Source organism: Microbacterium enclense, assembly GCA_038182865.1.
In the GTDB taxonomy this organism is placed as follows: Bacteria; Actinomycetota; Actinomycetes; order Actinomycetales; family Microbacteriaceae; genus Microbacterium; species Microbacterium enclense_B.
Genome location: CP116226.1, coordinates 3,505,224 through 3,524,413, shown reverse-complemented (window position 1 = coordinate 3,524,413; position 19,190 = coordinate 3,505,224). Strand labels below are relative to the sequence as shown.

The window sequence follows — 19,190 nt, the reverse complement described above, 5'->3', positions numbered from 1 at the left end:
GCAGCGATCGTGGCTGCGCGGGCCGTGTGCTACAGCAGACCGCGGGCGTTCAGCTCGGCCATCAGGATCGGTGTCAGGCGCTCGGCGTAGGCGGGCGTGATGTGGATGTCGTCGTAGCGGACGGGCGTATCGCCGGCGAACGCGGGACAGACGAGGTTCACGCAGCTGAACGGCAGTGCGCTCACGGTCGCAGCCCCGGTGGTCGCGGCGTGCGCTTCGATCGCCGTCTCCATCTGCGTCCACACGTCGTCGACCGCGGCAAGACACGCCGCGGGTCCGGCGAGCGCGGAGTAGCAGCGCCCGAGATCGGCGCCGTGGGGTGGTGGAGACAGGTACACCGTCCGCCCGGCGGGTGCCCATGGTTCCACCTCCGCGGAGACGGCGGATGCCAGGTCGTCCGCGCTGAGATCGCGTCCGTCGACCGTACGTCCCAGAGTGAAGGCGTTCGAGACGACGACGAGGTCGGCGGGGGCGGCCGCGATCATGGCCGCGACGTCGCTCTTGCGCTGGGCGCACGCGGCCATGACCGCGGGGTCCCGGCTTTCGACGAGCACATCGGTGAAGCGGCATCCGTACATTCCGACGGTGGTGACCCGCCACTGATCCCCGCTGTTCTCGGCGAGCTTCGCGAACGCCGGGGCGTAGGCCATGGCGCTGGAGTCCCCCACGAGGTAGAGGTGGCGAGGCGCGTCGCCGTCGCCCCACGTGCACTGCTCCGCGCCGGGGAGCGGGTCGGGCGTGAAGCAGTCGTGCGCGCGGTTGGCGGCGGAGGACTCCCGCATCGCGTCGTCCATCGACGGATGCAGCTCCGGCCACGCGGTCGCGGCCGCTGCGGCCGCGAGGTCGGCCTGCAGCGTCGTGAGGGCGCTCGCCCCGTCATCGATGGGAGCGGGGGCTGCAGCGGCGGGAATCGATGCCGGGGCGAAGTCGGGCGCGCCGTACGCGACGATGAAGGTGAGCACGCTCGCCCCCGCTCCGATGACGAGGGTGGCGGCCGCGAGTCCCATCCGCGGTGCGAACCGGGAACGCCAGTCCGCCCACGTCGAGGCGGTCGGGGCGGCCGCCGCCGGAGTGGCTACAGGTGCCGTGGGAGGTGTCGCCGTGCGAGCCGGCGCGGCGTGCTCGGGGCGACGCGCCTCGATCGCCGCGCCTCCGGGGGCAGGAGCCCCAGCCCTCGGAGCCGGGCGCGACCCAGGATAATACCGCTGCCCCGGTACCCATCCCGCGGGACGTGAGGCGAGGGCCGCGGCGCGCGGGACCGACACCGGAGACGGGGCGAGGGGGGCCTCGGCCGGGATGCTCACGCGGTCATCACGGGACGGTTCCGCGGGGCGGCGGCCTCGCCGGTCCAGCCAGGGCGAGCGGTGGAGCGGCTGCTCGATGCCGAGGTAGGTCGAGACGGTGAGCACCGCAATGACCAGGGCGGTGAGGGGAAGAACCGCCGGCCCCGGAGCCAGCAGCAGCCCGGCCAACACGATCACGGGGAGGTGCCAGAGGTACAGCGAGTACGACACGTTGCCGATGGCCACCGTCAGCGGGTTCGTCAGAACGAAGAGATGCCGATGCCCGGGATCACCCCCGATCCCCCCTGCGATGATGAGGGCTGCCCCCGTGACAGGGAGGAGCGCCCAGGGTGCCGGGAACGCAGACGTCGAGTCGATGATGAGAAACGCCGTGATCACGACCGCGACGCCACTCCACGCGAAGAGAACCCGGAGCGCGGCGGGCAGACCGGAGAGCGCGGGCGCGAGGCCGGCCAGCGCGGCACCTACGGCGAGTTCTCCGGCGCGCGTGACCGTCGAGAAGTACGCCACGCTGGGATCGCTCGACGTCTGCCCCCACGCGATTGTCCCGGATGCCACGACGACCAGGACCGCGGTGGTCGTCACCGTGGCGCGTCCCCCGCGTCCCCGACGGGCGACCGCGGGGACGACCGCGAGGGCGAGCAGCACGAGAAGAGGCCATGCCAGAGAGAACTGCTCCTCCACCGACAGCGACCAGAAGTGCTGAAGCGGAGAGAGGTCGGCGGCGGAGAAGTAATCGCGCCCCTCGAGCGCGAAGCGCCAGTTGGAGACGAGCGCGACCGCACTCAGGGCGTCACCGAGCACGGCCTCCGCACGGACGCCCGGGAAGACGATGAAGCCTGCGCCGACCACGGTGACGAGAACGAGGAGAGCGGCGGGGAGGAGGCGCCGGACGCGACGGGCGTAGAACGTCGCCAGATGGACGGTGCCGCTGTCGCCGAGATCGCGAAGGAGGATCGTGGTGATGAGGAAACCCGACAGGACGAAGAACACGTCGACGCCGACGAACCCGCCTCGAGGCCACCCCGTGAGATGGGCGGCGACGACCGCCAGCACCGCGATGGCGCGAAGTCCCTGCAGATCGCGGCGCACCCGGGGTGTCACTGCCGGCACGGCGGAATCCTCTCCGGCCGCAGGCGACGGCCGGAGCGAGTCTAGTGGAACCGCTCCCATGACGCGGCGCCGGCTCCATGTTGCACCGGGCTGCGCGGGCGATGCGGACGCGACGGAGAGGTATCGCAGGAAAAGGTAAGGCCCGGGGTGGAAGCCCGGGCCTAAGGTGAGAGCCACGCTAGATAGGCGCGGACTTCTCGCTCCCCGGCTTGGACTCGAACCAAGAACCTATCGGTTAACAGCCGATTGCTCTGCCAATTGAGCTACCGAGGATCATGCCTCGCCTTGCGGCGGGCAACCACACGATACTAACAGCACCGCGGGCCGGGCGAAAAATCAGGCGGTCGAAACGCGACCGTCGGGCGCGCCGCCGGGGGTCCACTGCAGCTCCTCCGAACCATGGCCGTAGGCCACGGCATGACCCCCGTGCAGAACGAGAACGTCGGCGTCGAGATCTCGGGGCGCGTCGGCGTCGTTCGTCACGACGAGCGAGGCCATCCCGTGTCCGTCGCGGCGCCGCACGATCGCTGCGCGCGCTGCCGCGCGGACCTCGACATCGAGGTTGGCGTACAGGTCGTCCGCGACGAACAGGCGAGGCTCGAGCACGAACGCCCGGGCCAGGGCCACGCGCTGACGCATGCCGGCACTGAGCTCGTACGGGTACTTCGGAGCCGCTCCGAGGGGCAACTCCATCTCGTCGAGGAGGGTGGCCACGCGCACCGCCAGTGCCCGGCTGTTGACGCGCCGGTCACGAGCCGTGATCGGTTCAGCGATCACGTCCTGCACGGTCAACCGCGAGGGTAACGACGCACCGGCACCTTGCGGAAGGTACCCCGTGTGGAACGTCCACTCGCGTATCGCTCTCCCCGGTCGCCGGGCTGAGATGCCGTGCACGCGCGCGTCACCCCCCACTACGCTCAGGCCCTCATCGGGGCGGCCCGCCAGCATCGAGACGAGCGAGGTCTTCCCCGATCCTGTCGCGCCCTTGACGATCAGCGAGTGTCCGAAGGTCAACGTCAGGGTGATCCCGTCGATCACGCGGACGCCGCCTCGGGCGAGCGAGAGATCGTCGGCGCGGATGGCGACATCGGTGTCGAGGGTCCGAGGCATTTCCTCATCCTCTACGACGGAGCCGGACCGTGCCACCGCGACGCGCTAGACGCTGATGAGCTTTTGACGATCGGCGTCCAGTTCGCGCAGTCTGAGCCGCAGACGACGCCCTTCCTCAGAGTCGGCCGGCACACGCTGGATGCCACGAAGGAGCTCGTTCTTCTCGCGCTCCAGTTCGCGCACGAGGAGACCTCTCGCCAGATCGTTCGCCGACGCCACGGCTCCCTCCTCGGTGCGCGCGGGGAACTCAGCCGTCAGCAGTTCGGCCGCGAGCGAGCGGAAGGGTTCGCGGACGGCCTCGACAGCGGTCACGGCCCACCCCGGCTGCGACAGATCGGTGGCCGCCAATGCGCTTCGCACGGCTTCGAGGGCGGGGTGGCCGAACGGCGTCTGCAGGGCGCGGAGGAACACGTCGGGCTCGATCCGATGCCCGTACTGCAAAAAGGCCATCATGGCGCCTCGCTCGAGGGCGACATCGCGGGTGTTCGGCAGCGAGGCCATCGTCACGGAGATCGCGACGGGCGCGCGCTCCGGTTCCCCCGTCATGCGCTGGGCTTCGCGCTTCTCCGCCCGGTCGGCTCCGCGAGCAGCGCGCTCCACCGCTGACTGCACCTCGGGCATGTCGAGTCCGAGCCGACGGGCGAGGACGCGCACGTACCCGGGCCGCAGCGCGGGGTCGCGGATGTCGGCGACGATCGGTGCCGCAGCGCGAAGGGCACCCGCACGTCCCTCGACACTCGAGAGGTCGAAGTCCTTGAGCCTTTGATCGATGACGAACTCGAACATCGGAGCCTTGTTCTCCATCAGCGCCCTGACGGCGCCATCGCCTCGCTGCAGGCGCAGGTCGCAGGGGTCGAGTCCCTCGGGCGCGACCGCGACGTACGTCTGGGCGGCGAAGCGCTTCTCATCGGCGAAGGCGCGCAGCGCCGCCTTCTGCCCCGCGGCATCCGGATCGAAGGTGAAGACGACCTCGCCCGACGAGCTGTCGTCTCCCATGACGCGGCGCAAGACCGTGATGTGATCGCTGCCGAACGCGGTACCGCACGACGCGATCGCCGTGGTGACACCCGCGAGGTGGCACGCCATGACGTCGGTGTAGCCCTCGACGACGACGACACGGTGCGAGCGCGAGATGTCGCGCTTCGCGAGGTCGAGTCCGTACAGGACCTGCGCCTTCTTGTAGATGGGCGTCTCGGGGGTGTTGAGGTACTTGGGGCCCTGATCGTCGTCGTAGAGCTTGCGGGCGCCGAAACCGATGACCTGGCCCGTCACGTCGCGGATCGGCCAGACGAGGCGGCCGCGGAAGCGGTCATAGACGCCGCGCTGCCCCTGAGAGACGAGTCCCGCCTGCAGCAGCTCGTCGCGCGTGAACTTCTGGCCGAGCAGGTGGTCCATCAGGTTCGACCAGCCCTTGGGGGCGTAACCGACCCCGAAGTGCGCGGCAGCGCCGGCATCGAAACCGCGGTCGCCCAGGAATCGCCTGCCGGTGTCGGCTTCGGGCGTCATGAGCTGTGCGCGGAAATACTCCGCGGCGGCGGCGTTCGCCGCATACAGACGCGAGCGGCCGGTGGTCTCGGGGGCGGGACCGCCGTCTTCGTAGTGCAGCGTGTACCCGACTCGGGCGGCCATGCGCTCGACGGCCTCGGTGAAGGAGACGTGATCCATCGCGCGCAGGAACGAGTAGACATCGCCGGACTCGCCGCACCCGAAGCAGTGGTAGTACCCGACCTGGGGACGCACGTGGAAGCTGGGGCTGCGCTCGTCGTGGAAGGGACACAGCCCCTTCATGGAGCCGACGCCGGCCGACTTCAGCGCGACGCGCTCACCGACGACGTCCGCGATGTTGACCCGCGCTTTGACCTCGTCGACGTCGGATTGGCGGATGCGCGGCATCAGGCATCCGTTCCGCGGGATGCCCGGCCACCCGGAGCCCACACGCCGAGCTCGGAGGCATCGACTTCGCCCACGAGCCGGTTGTGCCAGGCGATCGCCAGCTGATCGGTGAGGCTCGCGACCTGGTCGACGATGACGCGGCGACGGGCGGTGTCGTCGTCGGCGGCGGCGAAATCAGGGGCGTGGAGCGCGTCGAGGGCGCCGGGGTTCTCCCAGAGAGCGGATGCCAGCCGCTTGAGCACGTGCCGCTGCTCTCGGTAGAGCACCTTCCGACCGTCGATCGAGACCACCGTGGCACCGATGATCCCCTTGAGCACCGCCATCTCGGTCTCGACCTCGCCCGGGACGATGACCTGGGCGCGGTACCGGGTGAGCTCGTCGGCGGGGTACGCCTCGCGTGTCGCGGAGGTCGCGGCGCGCGCGAAACGGCCGATGAGGTCGGAGGTGAGGTTCTTCAGGCGCGCGAGGGCCGGGCGTGTTCCGTCGAAGGAACCGATCCACTCGGGCATCGCCATGAGACGGTCAAGTCCCTGGGCAAGGTCGTCCCGGGGGAAGTCGTAGCCCACCCACCGCTGGATCGCGTCGAGCAGGCCCTCGCGGCCGACCCGGGATGCCAGACGCGCAGGATCGACGTAACGGTTCACGACAGCGTCCTCGAAGTCGTGCACCGAGTAGGCGATGTCGTCGGAGAGGTCCATGACCTCCGCTTCGATGCAGCGCTGGCGGGCGGGTGCGTCTCCGCGCATCCAGTGGAACACCGGCTCGTCGTCGGGGTAGACCCCGAACTTCAAGCGTCCTCCCGGGTCGGGCACGGGCTCGTCGACCGTCCACGGGTACTTGCAGGTGGCGTCGAGGCTGGCGCGCGTGAGGTTGAGACCGAACGGCTCCCCGTCGGCGCCGAACACCTTGGGCTCGAGACGGGTGAGGATGCGCAGCGTCTGCGCGTTGCCCTCGAAGCCACCGATGTCGGACGCCCAGTCGTTCAGCGCCCGCTCGCCGTTGTGACCGAACGGCGGGTGTCCGAGGTCGTGGCTCAGGCACGCGGTGTCGACGACGTCGGGTGAGAGCTGGAGGGCGGTCGCGAGCTCTCGACCCACTTGCGCGACCTCGAGCGAGTGCGTGAGGCGGTTGCGGGCGAAGTCCGCGGGGCTCGCCGGGCTCAGCACCTGCGTCTTCGCGGCGAGGCGTCGAAGGGCTGCCGAGTGCAGCACACGGGCGCGGTCACGCGCGAAGTCATCGCGCTGGGAGCGGTGCTTCTCTTCGTGGAACCGGGCGGCATCGGCATCCGCGTATCCGAGGGGCCGGGCGGCCGCCACCGTCACCTCAGCCCCCACTGTGGTGCAGCTCCGCTTCGGCCAGGTCGCGTCCGGCGGCGTCGCCGATCTCGTGCGAGTCGAGCCACCGGTCGGGCAGCGCGGGACGCTTCGGGGTGCCCGCGCGACCGCGCTGGCCCTCCGCCGCGGCTCCCGGGTAGGGGGCGTCGAGCTCCATCGTGGAGAGAAGCTCGTCGATCTCGTCAAGAGTTGAGGCGGTCGCGAGGCTCGCGCGCAGTTCTCCCCCGACCGGGTAGCCCTTGAAGTACCAGGCGACGTGCTTGCGGATGTCGCGGCATCCGCGCCCTTCATCCTCGAAGAACTCGACGAGCAGTTCGGCGTGGCGGCGGAAGGCGCGCGCGACGAACCCCAGGGTGGCGTTGACGGGCGCGCCGTGAGCGGCGCCCGGTTGACCCAGCGCGCGGGCGAGGTCGCCGAACAGCCACGGGCGACCGAGACAGCCGCGTCCGACGACGACGCCGTCGCAGCCGGTCTCGGCCATCATGCGCACCGCGTCGTCCGCCGACCAGATGTCGCCGTTGCCGAGCACGGGCACGCTCGTGACCGTCTCCTTGAGCTTCGTGATCGCCGACCAGTCGGCATGGCCCGAGTAGAACTCGCTCGCGGTGCGCGCGTGCAGGGCGATGGATGCCACGCCGGCGCCCTCCGCGATCCGTCCGGCCTCGAGATAGGTGAGGTGGTCGGCGTCGATGCCCTTGCGCATCTTGACGGTGAGGGGTTTGTCGCCCGCCGCGTGCACGGCCCGCTCGACGATCTCGCGGAACAGCGTGGTCTTCCAGGGCAGGGCGGCACCGCCGCCGCGCCGGGTGACCTTCGGGACAGGGCAGCCGAAGTTCAGGTCGATGTGATCGGCGTGGTCTTCGTCGACGATGATGCGCACGGCCGCTTCGACTGTCGCCGGGTCGACGCCGTACAGCTGGATCGAACGCGGTGTCTCGGACTCATGGTGGCGGATGAGCCGCATGGTCGTGTCGTTGCGCTCGACGAGGGCGCGCGTCGTGATCATCTCGCTCACGTACAGCCCGGCACCGTATTCGCGACACAGGCGACGGAACGCCGTGTTCGTGATGCCGGCCATGGGAGCGAGGACGACGGGGGCGTCGAGCTCGATGTTGCCGATGCGGAGCGTCCGCGCCGGAGCCAATGCCGTATCCACTGTCTCATTCTCCCAGACGTCGTGCGACAGCGGTGCCCGCGTCGGCCGAAGCCGGAAGCGGACACCGCTGTGAAGAGAAGGTCAGGCGTCGGCGGTCGCGGATGCCTCGCGCCGCTCGCCCCAGACCTGCCGCGCGATCTGCGAGAACGCCTCGACGGGCTGCGCCCCGCTCACGCCGTACTTCCCGTCGATCACGAAGAACGGCACGCCCGTGATCCCGAACTGCTGCGCCTGCTCCTGGTCGGCGCGGACCGCGCCGCGGTAGCGCTGGGACGCGAGCGCTTCGCGCGCGGCATCCCCGTCGAGACCGACCTGTACAGCGAGGGTGACCAGGTCGTCGTCACGACCCACGTGCTTGCCCTCGAGGAAGTACGCCGACATGAGGACCTCGGTCAGCTCCAGCTGCTTGCCGTTCTCCTTCGCGAAGTGGAGCAGCTCGTGCGCCTTCACGGTGTTGGTGTGCTTCAGGATGTCGAAGCGGTAGGCGAGCCCCGCGTCCGCGGCGACTCCCGTGACGCGGTCGAGCATCTCCCGTGCCTGCGCGGGCGAGATGCCCTTGTGCTGCGAAAGGTAGTCGACCTCTCCCCCGTCGAAGTCTTCGGGGGTGTCGGGTGACAGCTCGAACGAGTGGTACTCGATTTCGACAACCGGGGCGTCGTCATCGTCGGCCGTGGCAGCCAGGCCGTTCTCGAGGTTCCGCTTGCCGATGTAGCACCAGGGGCAGGCGATGTCGCTCCACACGTCGATCTTGATGGCATCCATCATATCACGTGCAACCTCTCGGATTCTCGATCTATTCCCGCAACGGCATCCGTCACGAGGTCGGGGTGTCGACGGCCCCGCCGAAGCGCCGATCGCGGGAGAGATAGAGCCCGATCGCGTCCCAGAGGTGGGTGCGGCGGAAGTCGGGCCACAGCGTGTCGAGGAAGACCATCTCGGCGTAGGCGGACTCCCACAGGAGGAAGTTCGAGGTGCGCTGCTCGCCGCTCGAACGCACGAACAGGTCGACGTCGGGCATGTCGGGTTGGTAGAGGTTCTTGCGGATGAGCTTCTCGGTCACGGCTGAGGGCTTGAGCTTCCCGGCGGCGATGTCTTCGCCGATCCGGCGCATGGCATCCACGATCTCCACGCGTCCGCCGTAGTTGACGCACATTGTCAGTGTCAGGGTCGAGTTGCCCTCGGTGAGGCGCTCGGCGTGCTGCAGCTCTTTGATGACGGAGCCCCACAGGCGCGGCTTGCGCCCCGACCACCGGATGCGCACGCCCCACTCGTTCAGCTGGTCGCGGCGGCGGTGCAGCACCTCGCGGTTGAACCCCATGAGGAAACGCACCTCGTCGGGTGAGCGCGACCAGTTCTCGGTCGAGAAGGCGTAGACCGACAGGTGCTTCACGCCGGCCTGGATGGCTCCCGCGACCACGTCGAGCAGCGCCGCCTCGCCGGCGCGGTGCCCTTCGACGCGCGTGAGTCCCTGACGGTTGGCCCAGCGGCCGTTGCCGTCCATGACGATCGCGACGTGCTCGGGTACCGACCCCTTCGGATAGACGGGCGGGTACTCCCCCGTCCAATCGAGCGGGCGGTACGGTACGGCGTCTCGGTGCGTGAAGGGCTTCGGTGTCATCGGTGCGACTCCAGGTGCGAGAGGGAACGGATGCCACGCTCCAGGTGGAACTGCGCGTAGGCCGCCACGAGGCCCGAGGCCGCCGAAATCGTTCGGCCGGGGGCAGCGTCGATGGTCTCCCACTCCCCCGCCATGAGCGCACGGAGCATGTCGACGGTGTCGCGGGCGACACGGGGCGAGCCCGCGGGGGCGCACGTCGAGCAGATGACTCCGCCGAGCTGGGCGAGGAAGTACGGATGGTCGCCGACCGTGCCGCACCGCGCGCACTCCGTGAGACCCGGCGCCCAGCCCGAGAGGGCCATGGCCCGCAGCAGGTATGAGTCGAGCACGCTCCGCTCAGAGTGGTCGCCGCGGGCGAGGGAACGAAGGCCCCCGACGAGGAGCAGGTACTGCTGCGGGGTCGCCTCGGCCTCATTCAGGCGGTCGGCGGTTTCGACCATGGCGCTGGCGGTGGTGTAGCGGTCGTAGTTCACGACGATGTCGGCGCCGTACGAGCCGAGCGACTCGGCCTGCTGCACGATGTCGAGGTTGCGTCCCTTGGACAGCTGCACGTCGGCGACCATGAAAGGCTCGAGACGCGAGCCGAACTTCGACGACGTGCGCCGCACGCCCTTCGCGACCGCGCGGATCTTGCCGTTGCGGCGGCTGAGGAGGGTGAGGATGCGGTCCGCCTCCCCGAGCTTGTGGGTACGCAGGACCACGACCTCGTCGCGGTAGGTGGGCACAGTCCATTATCGGACCCGGATGCCGTGAGCCGGCGGTGCGCCGCGCCTCAGGACGCGGGCGTCAAGGTGACGACAACGCTGCTCGCGTCGCCCGGGACATCGACGGAGACGGTCGCGCGGAAGGCGCCGGTTGTCGGCAGTGGCATCCGTTCGATCTCTCCGGACAGGAAGCTGCCGAAGGCGACGACGCCGTCGGGGAGCAGGAGCGTCGGGCTGATGATCGTCGTGAATCCCTCGAGGGCGGCCGTGTCGGTGCGGACGCGGACCGTGACCGGGCCCGCGAGATCATCGCGCGTGGCCACCAGAATCGCGGTCGTCGTGGCGACGGCGGGTTCGTCGCCGGTCTCCCACTCCGGGAACTCGGCAGAACTGGGCGAGAAGACCGCGACCTGCGCGCTCAGCGGCGTGACGCGGAGGTGTCGGTCCATGTCAGTCATCCTGCTCCCCCGGCGCGTCGACGAGGAAAGCCACGGTGTCATCGAGGCCCATCGCGCGTCCGACGGTGAGGAGGCGGCCGCGCTTCGCGACGTCGAGAGGAGCGTTCGCGTCGAGGAGTTTGTCGCAGAGCAGGTCGAGCGCGATTCCGGGCTCGGCGTGGTCGACCAGATCCGTCACATCGTGCAGCACAGCCGGATCCAGTATGCCGCCGAGCCCGGCGCAGAGCGAGGTGATCTCCGCGCGCGCCCATCGCGCGATTCCCGACGCGCCTGTCATCGGCGAATTCCCCGGTTGGGTGCTGAGGCGGCGGAGGCGCTCGTTCGTCGTGAGGCCGTCGGCGGGTACCGTGCGGTCCGTCCACATCCCGCCGCGCTGCGCCCACTCCGATCGAAATCGGCCGACGGATCTCGGCAGGGAGTCCTGGTGGCCCCACTCGACGCCGCAGCAGGGACAGTACTCGTAGGTCGGGCAGCACCCATCGAGCCCCCACGGAGGTACTTCTGAGAAGTACCCGCAGACGCGACACAGGTGCGCGAGAAAAGGGTTCATCCGCACATCTTGCGAGCGGGAACGTGGTGAGCCGTACTTCGGTCTGTTCGGCCCCCTGTCAACGCGTTGGCGAACGAGATGCGGTCGTCACCGACGGATCGAATGGAGTTCGGAGACAGATCGACGTGGGATGAGTCTGTCATTGGTCCACTCCACCCTCTGACGGGCTTCCCGGGGTGATCTGCCACCTGCGCTGCCGTTCGCGGAACGTCGTCTGCGATGCCAAGGCGGCGGCTGAGGCGTCTTTTTCGAGGAGGAAACACGGCCCGGTGTAGAAATCGTCCACGAAGGGGTCCAGGCCGAGTGCCCGACAGTACTGCTCGAGCATCCCCGGGGTGAAACGCTCGGTCGCACGGTGTCGTCGGTATGCCTCGACGTCCTCGAAGACCAGGGGTTCGCCCTTCGCCTCGAACAACCACCGGGATCCCGATTGTCGAGCGAGGTAGATCGTGCGCGACGGGACCGCGATCGAGCGTTCGTTGGCCGCATCGTATGCGGTGTAGGAGAAGACGCGCGCGCCTAGCCGGCCCAGCGTCACGCCGGACCTTTCGCGCACGTCGGGCGTGTAGACGACTTTGACCCCGTCCGTGCGAAGGTCCCTCGATAGCACGGCGATGGCGCTGGTCGGATCGTTCCCGCGCGCGGAGTTGGTGAAGACCGCAGACCAGTCGCGGTTCCGTGTCGCGGCGACGATCACTCGGGATGGATCGTGCGTGAGCGGTTCGAGGAGGGGCATCGTTCGACGCAGGTCGGTTTCGTGCGTCGTGGTGCGTGTCGGGAAGCCAAGCCTGCTCGACCACTCTCCGTAGGAGTGTGCGACGTCTTCGGCTGGTGCTCGAATGAATCCCAGTGCCTCGGTGGTGGGGTAGAACTCGTCCTGGAACAGAGTGTGCACGGCTCCTTTCCCTCTTCGGCAGCTCTCGGCGACACATCCCCCGCGGTGGCCCGGGTCAGGACCCCGGAACAATCTGCCATGTGCGTTGCTGTTCTTCGAACGTGGTGACGGTGCCGAGCGCGCTGAGATCAACGTTCTTCTCGATCAGGTAACAGGGCCCGGGATAAAAGTCTTCGTCGAAGGGGTCGATTCCGAGCTCACGACAGTACCGCTCCAGCATCTCGGGCATGAATCGGTCTTTCACCCGGCGCTGCTCGTAGGCGTCGAGGTCCTCGAAGCTCAGTGGCTCGCCCTTCGCTTCGAAGAGCCACTTCGAGCCCGATTGACGAGCCAGGTATATGCTCCTCGTCGGTGGCGCTATAGACCGCTGACTGTCAGGGTCGTACTCGGTGTAGCGGAAGACTCGGGCACCGAGCCGCCCTAGCTTGCCATCGGACGTCTCCCTTTCGTCGGGAGAGTAGCCGACAAGAACACCATCAGTTCGTAGCGCTTTCGTCAGAACCGCGATGTCGCTGACCGGGTCTCCCCCTGTTGCGAGGTTGTCGAAGATTGCTGACCATTCGGTGCTCCGCGTCGCGGCGACGACAATCCGTGTCGAGTCGCCCGTCAGAGGTTCCAGGAGCGGCATGACGCTGCGCAGGGGTGCTTCGTGAACCTGAACGCGGCAGGTGTGACCGAGCCGGTCGAACCACTCGCCGTATGCATGAACGACAGGCTCGGGTGAGCTGCGTATGAATCCCATACTCTTCGTCGCGGGATAGAAGGTGTCTTCGAACAAGCTCTGCATGTATCTGCCCATCAGTCGAGAGTGTGGAGATGGACGATCCCGAGAGGATCGTTTGCCAAGATTCTTTCTTCGTGAAGGGGGCCTCTGTTCGAACTGGTCCGGTCCCACTCCACGTAGTGTCGCTGCCCGTCGAGAGAGTACTGCAGGTCCGGACGGTTCACGCCGACGCGGTCACCGTCGAAGTTGACTTGCTGCTGGTTGACGCGAATGTCTCGTGCTCGCAACTCGATGAGACGGTTCACTTCGTCTTGTACCGCCAGGTTCTGAGAGGCGGAATTGCAATCCGTGCGGGAGCGGGGGTACCCATGGAGGGCGAAGCGCGGGATCAGGAGCTCCAAATCGCTAACTCGCCACCCGGCATCGAGATGATTTTTGTCGGAGGCTTCTCGGCGCCAGAGTAGCTCCACGCCTCGTAATCATCACTAGGCGGCACCCGTAGCAGCAGACGATTATCGAACTTAATTTGCAACTCTCCGTCGACAATGAGAACACTTGTGACCGTGCGACCGAAAAGGTCGAGGAATTCGCCAAGTGTCTTCTTATCACCGTCCGGGTCGAACCGCTGCTCGGGATCCCCATTCCTGAGCAAAAAGAAATCTGTCTCTATTGTGACAACCTCCCTCCCGGAGAAGCGAAGAGTGAGACGATGGTCGACGCCGATGAAATCGACCGTGCTACTTTCGGAGATAGTAATCAGTGCTGTGGGATCTATTGGGGCCATTGGAGATAAATCCCCTCGTAGTCGGCAGGTATATGGCTCGCTGGCTTCGAGCCTGGCTTGCCCGTTGTGGGGTCCAGCCATTGCCCGACGTCGTTGCTGTATCGCGAGTACCCGTTTGGATATCGGTCCGTTGGGTCCATGATTCGGATGGTGTTGGAGTCCGTGTTGTTGCCCGCGTTGATGACACCGACCATATCCGGATCCTGCGCGACCAGACCCTTCCCGTTGTTGGCTTCCCTGAACGCCCATCCGGAAGGTACGTCGTAGATGGTGCCTTGGGGAGTCGCAACGAAAGTCGTACCGCCGGACGGAATCACTGTCGTGTCAGTGACCGACGGTCGAACGGGAACCTCATCAAGTCTGGCGACCGCGTTGCTGGCGGGGATGCGGTTGAGGGCGCCGGCGGTGACGGTGGAGATGGCGGCGCCGGAGGCGGCGTTGGAGAGGAGGCCGCCGGGGGTGATGGGTTGGCCGCTGATGAGGTATTGGGCGGTGTTTTCGACGGCGCCTTGGGCGGCGTTGACGCCGCCGCGGGCGAGGAGGCCGCCGGCGGCTCCGGCTCCGGGGATGAGGCCGAATGCTCCGGTGAGGGCGACTTGGCCCCAGTTGACGTCGCCGGTGGTGGCTTTTTGGATGATGGTGTCGGCGCCGGCGCCGATGAGGGCGGCGCCGATGGGGCCGCCGACGCCGGTGGCGATCATGACGCCGCCGGCGATGACCATGGCGCCGCCGGCGACGTATTCCCAGTTCTCGTTCCACCATTCGCCGATGGCGTTGCCGGCGGTGGCGAGGGCGCCTTGGTGGGCGGTGGCGTAGGCGGTGAGTTGTTCGTCGGTGACGGGTTGGAGGCCGAGGGGGTCGGTGGCGTGGAGGGGGTCGTTGCCGGCGAACGAGTAGGGGTTGGCGGCCCAGGCGGCGCCGGCGGGCGCGGTGATCGGGTCGGTGCTGAGGAATCCGCGGGTGGTGGGGTCGTAGGCGCGGGCGCCCATCCACTCCAGCCCGGCGACCTCGAGTCCCCCGCCGGGGCTGAGAGCGACTGTCCCCCCGACGAGGGCGTTGGCGGTGGTGAGCGCGGCCCAGGGGTCGTCGGTGGTGGTGGTGCGGGTGCCGCGCCATCCGCCGGTGCTCCAGGCGTCGCCGATGCCGGTGATCGCGCCGGGGGCGTGGAACACGTCGGTGTCCCCGACGGTGAGCGGAGTGGACGCGTACGACCCGGCATCCCAGGTCAGGGGGATGCCATCGACCTCGGCCAGCTCACCCAGCGCATTTACCCGCAGCTCGGTGCGACGTTCTCCGTCGTCGCGGGTGCGCGCGGTGATCGCGCGGATCCAGCCACGGTCGTCCCAGTCGTAAGCGGTGTCGTCGGTGGGGGTGGTTTCCCGCGTGCGCCGGCCCTGCCCGTCGTAGGCGTAGGTCGTGTCACTGCCAGGGGCCGCGATGGTCAGCAACTGACCGGCGAGGTCGTATGCGAACGAGCGTTCGGTGTCGTCGAGAGTCTCGCGGACGAGGCGCCCCGCGGTGTCGTACTCCCACGTGTTCGCGTGTTCCTCGGACACGGCGGTGAGGAGTTGCCCGGCGTCGTCGTGCGTGTAGTGGGTGGTGCCGTCGGGTCCGTCGATGGCGGTGATGCGGCCGTCGTCGTCACGGGTGATGCGGGTGATGACCGCCCCGTCGGTGTCGGTGCGGGTGTGCGCGACGGGGTACCCGTCCTGGTATTCCCAGGTCTGGAGGCTGTCGCCGGCGCGGGCCTCCAGAATCCGTCCGAACGCATCGCGGGTGTAGTGCACCGCGCCCAGGCGGGAGTGGTCGATGCGGGTGAGGTGCCCGGCGGCATCCCTGGTGTAGTCGACGGTGGCCCCGTCGGGAGTGATCAGGCGGGTGCGGGCGCCGTCCGCGTCGTACTCCCACCGGGTGGAGCGACCCTCGCTGGTGCGCTCGGCGAGGCGGTCCAGGCGGGTGAACCGCAACGTGTGGGTGGTCGGTTCGTCGGTGGTGTGGTCGATGATCGTCGCCGTGCGGGTGCGCGCGTCGCGACGGATCTCCGTCACGACCCGTCCGTTGACGGTGAGCCCGGATTCGAGGCCGGCGTCGTCGTACGACCATTCCGTGACCGTCCCGTCGGGGCTGGTCTGCCGCACCTGCCGCCCCGCGGCGTCGTAGTCCGCGGTGGTGACCCGGCCGAGCGGGTCGGTTTGGGAGGCGACCTTGTCCAGCGGCGTGTACGTGCGGGTGGTGATCCCACCGGCGGGGTCGGTGATCGACACCACACGGCCCCGATCGTCGTACGCGTACCGGGTCACCCCACCGATGCCGTTGGTCGCGGCGACGAGTTGGCCGGCGGCGTCGTAGGAGAAGCGACGGATGCCGAACCGCGCATCCTGCGCGAACGTGGGGCGTCCGACCTTGTCGTACCCGAACCGCGCAACACCCGCACCCGGAACTCGCTCGCGCACCACCCGACCGACCTCGTCGTACTCGATCTCGGCACGCTCCCCCGTGGGAAGCACGCGCGCGATGACACGGGAGTCGGCGTCGTACTCCAGGGCGGTTCGCGCGCCCATGGGGTCGATCGCGGCGACGGGGCGACCACAGGAGTCGTACTCGTAGCGGGTGGTGCGACCGGCGGGGGTGGTGATGGCGGTGACACGACCCGCGCGGTCGCGTTCGAGGCGGGTGAGCCCGCCATCCGCGTTCAGCACCTCCACCGGACGGCCACACGGGTCGTACGTGATCAACGATGCGTCGCCCGCGGCATCCTGGATCCGTTCCGGACGACCGAAGGAGTCGTACCGGACCGAGGTCTCTTCGAACGCCGTCTGCACCGTGCGGGTCGCGTCCGCCCGTGACACCTCCGCCGACACACCCGTGGGATCCGTCGTCCGCACCAGCTCGCCGACGGCGTCGTACTCGTGGGTCCAGACGCCGCCGGCGGGGTCGGTGATCTCGCGGAGGCGGGAGAGGGCGTCGTGGGTGAAGCCCCAGGCGGCGCCGTCGGGGAGCGTGACGCCGGTGACGTTGCCGAACTCGTCGAACGACCGGTCGATCACCCGACCGAGCGGGTCGATGGTGCGGCTCAGGCCCCCGTGGGGCCCATACTCAAGTTCCGTGCGCGCACCGAGCGGGTCGATGACCGCGGTGATCTGCCCACCGGGACCGTGCTCGTACCGCCAGACCGCGCCGTCCGGGTCCTCCCGGGATGCCAGGGAACCGGTGCCGTCGTACACGTACCGGGTGACCGCCCCCAGCGGCGTGATCGCTTGGGTCACCCGACCGGACCCGTCGCGCACCATCCGCGCCACCGCGCCGTCGGCGTTGCGGGTCGCGACGAGTTCACCGTGCGCGTCGTAGTCGAAGCGGACGACGACACCCTCGGGGTCCTCCACCCGGCGGAGGAGGCCGTCGGCCCAGTCGAGTTCGGTGACCCCACCGCCGGGGTCGGTGACCCGGGACGGGTTGCGCTCGAGGTCGTTCGCGTAGTCGTACTGCACGATGCCGCCGCCGGCGGTGACGACCGTGGTGACCCGATCCTGCTCGTCGTACCCGTAGGTGATGTCCGCGCCGTCGGGGGTGACGGTGCGGGTCTTCCGCCCCCGGGCGTCGTACGCGTGGACCGTGACACGGCCCTCACGATCGGTGACGGACACGAGGTTGCCGGACGCGTCGTAGGCCATGGATTGGCGGTTGCCGTCCGTATCGATGACACCGACCAGACGGCCCTTACGGTCGGCGATCCAGGTGTTCGCGTTCGCCCCGTCCGCGTCAGCGACCTCCGTCACCCGCCCGGAAAGGTACGTGAAGCGGGTGTGACGCCCGAACTCGGTGATCTGCTCCCGCACCCGGCGCTGCGCGTCGTACACGTTCGTGCACTCAATGACCCCGGTCGCGGCGACCACCTGGTCGATGAGGTCGTCCTCGGTCCACCGATACGATCTGGTCCCCGCCGGACCCGTCACCGCCGTCAAGCGACGCTCGTCGTCGTACAGGTACTCCACCCGGCGACCGTCGGAGGAGGTGACGGATGCCACCCGCCCGTCCGCGTACTCCACCTCGACACGGCGATCGCGGGAGTGCTCCAACGCGGTCACCGCCCCGGCGGCATCCCGGATCACGGTCACGACATTGCCTGCCCCGGCACCTGTGCCGACCCAGTCGCCGCCGGTGGTGAACGCCCACCACCCGCCGGTGTTGTCGGTCACGAGCAGCCCGTCCGGGGCGTCGAGGCCCCGCGCACGGAGGTCGGCCGACCTCACGCGCGCCAGCCAGTAGTTCTCCCCCGCAGCCCGCGCCCACTCCCGCCCGTCGGCGCCGAACACGACGTGACGCCCGTCCGCCATCACGAACCGCGCCTCGTCCTCGCCCAGGCGCAGGGTGGTGTCGAGGATGGAGGACCACCCGCGGCCGAACACCCCGCCACCGTCGTCGAGGGAGTTGTACATCCGCGTCACCGACAGCAGCCCCGTCGCCGCGGGGAAGGGAAGATCGTTCTCCGGCTCCAAGAAGTTGCCCGTCGCGGAGTTCACCGGGTCGTTCACGAACCCCGTCGTCGGAGCCCCACCCCACGCCGTCGGCGGATCGATCACCAGATCCTGACGCGTCGCCGACACCCCCGCCGCCGCCAAAGACGCCGCCAACGCGGCATCCGACACCGTCCCCACCCCACCATTGGTCCCGGCATCCTCGAACGCCTGCGCGATCGTGTTCGCCCACGCCGTGTCGTTCGCATTCGCGTCGAGCCAGGCTTGGAAGCCTGTGACGACCGGGCTGACGTCGATCCCGCCGAAGTCGCACGTGCTCATGAAGTCACTCGCCGCCGACGAGAGGCGCCCGGGGTACGCCGACAGTGACGCGTCGAGATTCGCGTTGCCCGTGGCGAAAGTGCGCAGGTTCTCGGGCCGCGCCGACGAGGTGCCGCCTCCGCCGCTGCCCCCGCCCGGCGTCTGGCGTGCTGAAGCGTTCACTGCCGCCGCGTGGAACACGGGAGGTTCGATCTCGCCGCCCTGCGGCGGCGGTTCTTCACCGAAGATGTCATCCCACGTGGCATCCAGCCAGTTCGACCTTCGGGCCTCGACCCGGGCCTTCCACTCGCGTGCCCGCTTGCGACGGGCGTTCTCTTCCCGCGCCGCATCGTTGAGACGGCCGATGAACGATGAGACGTCCCGTAGACGCGTTGCCAGCTCCCGAGCGTCCCCCGCTGCGGTCGTCGCGTTGGCCGCGAAGAGTTCGCTGAAGTACCCCTGGAAGTCCTGCTCCGCGGTCGCGACGTAGGAGGCGCGTGACCCTGCTTGGCCCTCCACCGCCGATGCCGCCGCATTCGCCGCGGCGGCCACTGCGTCAGCCAGACCGAAGTCGTAGGTCAGATCCGGTGCCCCATACACCTCGAGATCGACATCGCTCATCGCTACCCCCACTCGTCACCCGGTCGCAGAGCAACCGTTCACGGCCGCAAGAGCTTAGCTCGCGCCGTCGGGGGTGTCAGCGTCTTCCGAGAGGTTCTCATCGATCGCTCATAATCGCTGGTCCAACCCCATTAAAGGGCGGCGTCGGCCC

Annotated in this window: 14 protein-coding genes and 1 tRNA gene; 1 reads left to right on the top strand and 14 read right to left on the bottom strand. The window is 68.7% G+C overall.

All coding sequences use genetic code 11. The features are described 5' to 3' along the window. Positions 1–29 precede the first annotated feature (29 nt). From PIR02_16740 to PIR02_16680, 13 genes are all read right to left on the bottom strand, one after another. The gene (locus tag PIR02_16740) at positions 30–2,417 is read right to left on the bottom strand and encodes an acyltransferase family protein (protein WZH36389.1); all 2,388 of its coding nucleotides are present in this window, start codon (positions 2,415–2,417) and stop codon (positions 30–32) included. Between the two features lie 200 nt (positions 2,418–2,617). After that, positions 2,618–2,690: transfer RNA gene (locus tag PIR02_16735), tRNA-Asn, on the bottom strand. Positions 2,691–2,753: 63 nt separating this feature from the next. Continuing rightward, on the bottom strand, positions 2,754–3,527 hold the full coding sequence (locus PIR02_16730) for an ATP-binding cassette domain-containing protein (GenBank protein ID WZH36388.1): 774 nt from the start codon (positions 3,525–3,527) through the stop codon (positions 2,754–2,756). Between the two features lie 45 nt (positions 3,528–3,572). Then, positions 3,573–5,420, bottom strand: a complete 1,848-nt coding sequence (gene dnaG, locus PIR02_16725; GenBank protein ID WZH36387.1) for a DNA primase — start codon at positions 5,418–5,420, stop codon at positions 3,573–3,575. Next, entirely contained in the window at positions 5,420–6,754 is a 1,335-nt protein-coding gene (locus PIR02_16720; GenBank protein ID WZH36386.1) for a deoxyguanosinetriphosphate triphosphohydrolase, read from the bottom strand. Before PIR02_16720 ends, dnaG begins: the two co-directional genes overlap by 1 nt. Further along, positions 6,744–7,910, bottom strand: a complete 1,167-nt coding sequence (dusB, locus tag PIR02_16715) for a tRNA dihydrouridine synthase DusB (protein WZH36385.1) — start codon at positions 7,908–7,910, stop codon at positions 6,744–6,746. The genes PIR02_16720 and dusB overlap by 11 nt, the downstream gene beginning before the upstream one ends. 81 nt (positions 7,911–7,991) lie before the next feature. Next, positions 7,992–8,675 carry a DsbA family oxidoreductase gene (locus tag PIR02_16710; protein WZH36384.1) on the bottom strand — a complete coding sequence of 228 codons (684 nt, stop codon included), beginning with the start codon at positions 8,673–8,675 and terminating at the stop codon, positions 7,992–7,994. Positions 8,676–8,724: 49 nt separating this feature from the next. Next, entirely contained in the window at positions 8,725–9,528 is an 804-nt protein-coding gene (locus tag PIR02_16705) for an isoprenyl transferase (GenBank protein WZH36383.1), read from the bottom strand. Further along, entirely contained in the window at positions 9,525–10,253 is a 729-nt protein-coding gene (recO, locus tag PIR02_16700; protein WZH36382.1) for a DNA repair protein RecO, read from the bottom strand. Before recO ends, PIR02_16705 begins: the two co-directional genes overlap by 4 nt. A 47-nt stretch (positions 10,254–10,300) precedes the next feature. After that, positions 10,301–10,681, bottom strand: coding sequence for a hypothetical protein (locus PIR02_16695; GenBank protein ID WZH36381.1), 381 nt, complete (start codon positions 10,679–10,681; stop codon positions 10,301–10,303). Between the two features lies 1 nt (position 10,682). After that, the gene (locus PIR02_16690) at positions 10,683–10,967 is read right to left on the bottom strand and encodes a MafI family immunity protein (GenBank protein WZH36380.1); all 285 of its coding nucleotides are present in this window, start codon (positions 10,965–10,967) and stop codon (positions 10,683–10,685) included. A 412-nt stretch (positions 10,968–11,379) separates the two neighbouring features. Beyond that, on the bottom strand, positions 11,380–12,135 hold the full coding sequence (locus PIR02_16685) for a hypothetical protein (GenBank protein WZH36379.1): 756 nt from the start codon (positions 12,133–12,135) through the stop codon (positions 11,380–11,382). 55 nt (positions 12,136–12,190) lie between these two features. Beyond that, positions 12,191–12,934, bottom strand: a complete 744-nt coding sequence (locus PIR02_16680) for a hypothetical protein (GenBank protein ID WZH36378.1) — start codon at positions 12,932–12,934, stop codon at positions 12,191–12,193. Positions 12,935–12,951: 17 nt separating this feature from the next. On the opposite strand from PIR02_16680, the gene PIR02_16675 reads away from it, so the two are divergent. Further along, positions 12,952–13,323 (top strand): hypothetical protein, encoded by a 372-nt coding sequence (locus PIR02_16675; protein ID WZH36377.1) that lies wholly within the window; start codon positions 12,952–12,954, stop codon positions 13,321–13,323. Positions 13,324–13,630: 307 nt separating this feature from the next. Here the strand turns inward: PIR02_16675 and PIR02_16670 are convergent, their stop codons facing one another. Further along, entirely contained in the window at positions 13,631–19,039 is a 5,409-nt protein-coding gene (locus PIR02_16670) for a DUF6531 domain-containing protein (GenBank protein ID WZH36376.1), read from the bottom strand. Between the last annotated feature and the right edge of the window lie 151 nt (positions 19,040–19,190).

What these genes read in the sequence shown, in the direction of transcription:
- PIR02_16680 (WZH36378.1), bottom strand. Translation starts at nt 12,934, where the DNA reads ATGGGCAGATACATGCAGAGCTTGTTCGAAGACACCTTCTATCCCGCG.
- PIR02_16730 (WZH36388.1), bottom strand. Translation starts at nt 3,527, where the DNA reads ATGCCTCGGACCCTCGACACCGATGTCGCCATCCGCGCCGACGATCTC.
- PIR02_16695 (WZH36381.1), bottom strand. Translation starts at nt 10,681, where the DNA reads ATGGACCGACACCTCCGCGTCACGCCGCTGAGCGCGCAGGTCGCGGTC.
- dnaG (WZH36387.1), bottom strand. Translation starts at nt 5,420, where the DNA reads ATGCCGCGCATCCGCCAATCCGACGTCGACGAGGTCAAAGCGCGGGTC.
- PIR02_16675 (WZH36377.1), top strand. Translation starts at nt 12,952, where the DNA reads ATGGACGATCCCGAGAGGATCGTTTGCCAAGATTCTTTCTTCGTGAAG.
- PIR02_16670 (WZH36376.1), bottom strand. Translation starts at nt 19,039, where the DNA reads ATGAGCGATGTCGATCTCGAGGTGTATGGGGCACCGGATCTGACCTAC.
- PIR02_16690 (WZH36380.1), bottom strand. Translation starts at nt 10,967, where the DNA reads ATGACAGGCGCGTCGGGAATCGCGCGATGGGCGCGCGCGGAGATCACC.
- PIR02_16705 (WZH36383.1), bottom strand. Translation starts at nt 9,528, where the DNA reads ATGACACCGAAGCCCTTCACGCACCGAGACGCCGTACCGTACCGCCCG.
- PIR02_16710 (WZH36384.1), bottom strand. Translation starts at nt 8,675, where the DNA reads ATGATGGATGCCATCAAGATCGACGTGTGGAGCGACATCGCCTGCCCC.